Source organism: Caulobacter sp. 17J65-9, assembly GCF_010975005.1.
Taxonomy (GTDB): domain Bacteria; phylum Pseudomonadota; class Alphaproteobacteria; order Caulobacterales; family Caulobacteraceae; genus 17J80-11.
In genome coordinates this window covers 1-4,952 of sequence record NZ_JAAIVC010000221.1, presented here as the reverse complement: position 1 = coordinate 4,952, position 4,952 = coordinate 1, and the positions used below count along the sequence as shown (strand labels likewise).

Genomic DNA, 4,952 nt, shown 5'->3' with positions numbered 1-4,952 from the left:
GCGTCGGGCCGCGCCCCGGCTTCGCCGGCGCCTCGGGGGCGACGGCGGCCTGGGCCGTGCTCACCGGCCCGCCTCGGCGTAGGCGGCGGTGGCCACGCCGGCTTCGGCGAAGCTCTGGCCGCCGTTCGATTTCAGGTCGACGCGCACCTTGACCGACAGGCCGGGACGCAGGGCCGCGGACAGCGGGCCGGTCGGCTCGACGGCGATCTTCACCGGCACGCGCTGCACGATCTTGGTGAAGTTGCCGGTGGCGTTCTCGACCGGGATCAGGGCGAATTCCGAGCCGGTGGCCGGCGAGAAGCTCTCGACCCGGCCCTTGAACTTCTGACCCTTGAAGGCGTCGGCGGTGACCTCGACCTCCTGGCCGACGCGCATATGGCCGACCTGGGTCTCCTTGAAGTTGGCGACGATGTAGGCGCGGCCCAGCGGCACCACGGCCATCAGCTGGCCGCCCGGACGCACGTACTGGCCCGGGCGCACGGCGCGCGCGCCGACCACGCCGCCGACCGGCGCGCGGATGACGGTGCGATCGAGATTGATCCGAGCCTGGGCGACGGTGGCGCGGGCCTGTTCGACCTGGGCCAGGGTCTGCGCCCGGGTCGAGCCCAGGGCGTTCGCTTCCCGGCGCTGGGCTTCCAGCCCGGCGTGCGCCTGGGCGACGGCGGCGCCGGCCTGGTCGGCCTGGGCGCTGGCCGATTGCAGCCGCTGCGGCGCGACCCACCCCTGGTCGGCCAGGCGGCCGTAGCGGTCCAGATCGGTCTTGGCCAGGCGCGCGGTGGCCTGGGCGCTGGCCACGCCGGCCTGACGCTCGGCGATCAGCGAGCGCTCCAGCGCGGCGCGGTCGTCGACGTTGCGCACGGCGGCTTCCAGCGCGGCCAGATTGGCTTCGGCCTGGGCCAGCTGGGCCTCGGCTTCGGCCGGATCGAGCTTCACCAGGACCTGGCCGGGGGTCACCTGCTGGTTGTCGCGCACCAGCACCTCGGCGACGTAGCCGGTCACCTGCGGGCTGACCGCGACGGTGTCGGCCTGGACGTAGGCGTTGTCGGTGCCCTCCCAGCGCGCCTTGCCGGACCACCAGACCACGCCGCCGGCGATCACCGCCACGGCGGCGACGCCGGCCACGATCTGGGGCGCGCGCTTCTTGTCGAAGGGGAGCTTGGGCATGCGTAGGGAAACCTTGGGGAGGTAAGTCTCGACGTTAAATGGACGGTGCTGTCCAAAAATCAAGTTAATCCGGAATGGGGACGTACAACCAATGTTTCAGGCCGTGAACGACGGTCCGCGGCCCCGGTCCATTACAGCTCCGTAACATCCACCGGAGCCGTGACCCGTGTTACGGGGTTGAACGAACGTCGTCCTTCGGAAGCCCTGATGAAACGCGCCCTCGCCCTGACAGCCTCGCTGGCCGCCCTGCTCGTCGCCGCGCCGGCCCTGGCCCTCGCCCCCGCCGCGCCCGCCGCCCAGACTCAAGCGAAAGCCCCGGCCGGCGCCATCGCGCCGATCGAATACACCCAGCGCACCCTGCCCAACGGTCTGCGGGTGTTCGCCATCCGCGACACGTCGACGCCGAACGTGTCGGTGCAGGTCTGGTACGACGTCGGCTCGAAGGACGACCCGGCCGGCCGCTCGGGCTTCGCGCACCTGTTCGAACACCTGATGTTCAAGCAGACTCGCAACCTGGCCAACGAGCAGTTCGACCGCCTGACCGAGGACGTCGGCGGCTTCAACAACGCCTCGACCTACGACGATTTCACCAACTACTACGAGGTGGTGCCGGCCAATCACCTGCAGCGCATCCTGTGGGCCGAGGCCGAGCGGATGGGCAACCTCGTGGTCGACGAGGCGGTGTTCAAATCCGAGCGCGACGTGGTCAAGGAAGAGCTGCGCCAGCGCATCCTGGCCCAGCCCTACGGCAAGCTGTTCGGGCTGATGTACCCGGAGATCTCGTTCGACACCTCGCCCTACGGCCGCCCGGGCATCGGCTCGATCGAGAACCTGGACGCCGCCACCGTCGAGGACGTGCGCGCCTTCCACGCCACCTACTACCGCCCCGACAACGCCGTCCTGCTGGTGGCCGGCAACTTCGATCCGGCCGAGCTGGACAAGTGGGTCGACCAGTACTTCGGCCCGCTGAAGAAGCCCGACGCGCCGCTGCCGCGCGTCACCGCGCTGGAAGGCCCGCGCAAGGGCCCGAAGCTGTGGACCGCCTATGAGCCCAACACCCCGCTGCCGGCGGTGGTGATCAGCTATCCCTTCCCGGCCGGCGACAGCCCCGACATGCCGGCCCTGATCGTGGCCGACGCGATCATGTCCAAGGGCGAGAGCTCGCGGCTGTACCAGTCGCTGGTCTACGACCAGCAGATCGCCACCGAGGCCTTCACCGCGCTGGAGCAACGTCAGCAGCCCGGCTCCTACGCGGTCGGCTCGATCATGGCCGAAGGCAAGACCGCCGAGGCGGGCGAGGCGGCCCTGCGCGCCCAGGTCGCCAAGCTGCGCGACGCGCCGGTCACCGCCGCCGAGCTGAGCGAGGCCAAGAACCAGCTGGTCACCGATGCGCTGCGCGAACGCGAAACCGTCGACGGCAAGGCCGACGCTCTGGGCCGCGCCGTCCTGATCAGCGGCGACCCGGCTGCGGCCAACCGGCTGCTGGGCCAGATCCAGGCGGTCACCGCCGCCGACGTCCAGCGCGTGGCCAAGAAGTACCTGCAGGACGAGACCCGCGCGGTGATCCTGTACAACTCCGACGCCGCCAAGCCGGCCGACGCCAAGCCGGTCCCCGGCACCGCGCCGACCGTGGTGGCCAAGGCGCTGGTCCCGCCGAAGAACATCGAGATCATCAAGCCAGCCCCGGAAGGCGAGCGGGTCGCCCCACCCAAGCCGGGTGCGGACGTGAAGATCAACCTGCCCGCGCCCTCCGAGCGCACCCTGGCCAACGGCCTGCGCGTCGTCGTGTCCCAGGACCACGACCTGCCGCTGGTCAGCGCCGACCTGGTGATCGGCTCGGGCGGCGCGGCCGACCCGGCTGGCCGGCCGGGCGTGGCCTCGATGAGCGCCACCCTGCTGACCAAGGGCACCAAGACCCGCTCGGCCACCCAGATCGCCCAGGCGGTCGAGTCGCTGGGCGGCGAGCTCGGCGCCGACGCCAGCTACGACGGCTCCTCGGTCGGCCTGAGCGTGAAGTCCGACCAGCTGGAGCCGGGCCTGGGCATCTTCGCCGACGTGGCCCGCAATCCGGTGTTCGCGCCGGACGAGCTGGAGCGCGAGCGCCAGCAAGCCCTGAACAACCTGCAGGTCGCGCTGTCCGACCCGGCCACCCTGGCCTCCTACGCCGCCGCCCGCGCGGTGTTCGGCGACGCGCCGTACGGCCGGATCATGACCGGCACGGAGACCTCGCTGAAGGCGATGGGCCGCGACGACGTCTCGGGCTTCCACCAGACCTGGTTCCGCCCGGACAACGCCACCCTGGTGCTGGCTGGCGACCTGACGCCCGAGCAGGGCTTCGCCCTGGCCCAGAAGCTGTTCGGCGACTGGAAGGCGCCGGCCGCGGCCATGCCCGCCGTCGCCTCGCCGGCCGGCCAGCCGAAGCCGCCGCGGGTGATCCTGATCGACCTGCCGGAAGCCGGCCAGGCGGCCGTCGCCGTCGCGCGCCGCGGCATCAAGCGCAAGGACGAGCGCTACTATCCCGCCGCGGTGGCCAACAACGTGCTGGGCGGCGGCTATTCGGCCTGGCTGAACCAGGAGATCCGCATCAAGCGCGGCCTCTCCTACGGCGCGCGCTCGACCCTGTCGGGCCGCCGGGACGTCGGCCCGATCGTCGCCTCGGCCCAGACCAAGAACGAGTCCGCCGATCAGGTGGTCGACCTGATCGCCGCGCAGATGACCCGGCTCGGCGCCGCGTCGGTCGGGGCCGACGAGCTGAAGGCCCGTCAGTCGGTGCTGGTCGGCGGCTTCGGCCGCACGCTGGAGACCACCGACGGCCAGGCTGGCCTGCTGGGCGGGCTGGCGCTCCTCCAGATCGACCTGTCCGAGCTCGGCCGCTACGTCGACAAGGTGCAGGCGGTCAACGCCGACCAGGTGAAGACCGTCGGCGGCGAGCTGTTCGACCCGGCCCCGGCCTCCATCGTGGTGGTCGGCGACGCCAAGAAGATCCCGCCGGCCCTGAAGGCCAAGTACCCGCAGATGGAGGTCATCCCCGTCGGCGAACTCGACCTCGACAGCCCGACCCTGCGCAAGGCGAAGTGAGGCTTCACCTCCTCCCCTGCGGAGCGGGGGAGGGGGACCATGCGAAGCATGGTGGAGGGGGCGAGCCGCCTGGCGCGCCCCTTTTCCATGTCTTGGGCCGAAGTCGTTCGACGGCGCGCCAGCTGACGCCCCCTCCACCGCCCTACGGGCGGTCCCCCTCCCCCGTTCCGCTGCGCTTCGCAGGGGAGGAGAAGTTGCCCGGCCCGTCGTCAGCGACGGGCGGCCGGCGCGCCTCACCCCAGGCACACCACCTGCGCGACCCGCAGTTCGCGGCGCAGGGTGTCGGCGACGCGGCCGTAGTTCTCGACCGTCACCGGTTCGCCGGTGACGAATTCGCCGCGCTGCACCCGGCGGGACAGGGCGTCGCGCACGGTCTCGGGGGCGGTGGTGTAGATGCGGCCCCGCCGCGGGGCCTCGGCCACCGTCACGCCGACCACGCGGCCTTGCGCGTCCAGAGCCGGCGCGCCGGACAGGCCCGCGAGCGTGCCCTTCAGCCCGTCGGTGCGGCCGACCTCGGCCCAGGCCAGCACCGGTTCGGAATGCGCGCCGCGGCCCATGACGCGCAGGGTCTCGCGGCCCAGCAGACGGCTGGTGACCTCGCCGGGCGTGCCCTGCGGGAAGCCGGGGTGATAGGCGCGCTGGCCGGTGCGCAGCGGCCGCTCGACCGCCAGCGGCAGGGCGACCGGGCCGCCCTCGGTGCGCAGCAGGGC

Annotated in this window: 3 protein-coding genes; 1 reads left to right on the top strand and 2 read right to left on the bottom strand. The window is 72.1% G+C overall.

Translation table 11 applies throughout. From position 1 onward, the window contains the following. Nucleotides 1-60: 60 nt before the first annotated feature. A complete protein-coding gene (locus tag G3573_RS19985) occupies nt 61-1,164 on the bottom strand; it encodes an HlyD family secretion protein (protein ID WP_163263431.1) in 1,104 nt (367 codons plus the stop codon). Nucleotides 1,165-1,371: 207 nt separating this feature from the next. Here G3573_RS19985 and G3573_RS19980 point away from each other — a divergent pair, with 207 nt between their 5' ends. Further along, nucleotides 1,372-4,242, top strand: coding sequence for a pitrilysin family protein (locus G3573_RS19980; RefSeq protein ID WP_205598392.1), 2,871 nt, complete (start codon nt 1,372-1,374; stop codon nt 4,240-4,242). A 233-nt stretch (nt 4,243-4,475) separates the two neighbouring features. Here G3573_RS19980 and G3573_RS19975 read toward each other — a convergent pair. Then, the coding region (locus tag G3573_RS19975; RefSeq protein ID WP_163263430.1) for a trypsin-like peptidase domain-containing protein at nt 4,476-4,952 on the bottom strand (477 nt) is incomplete at its 5' end.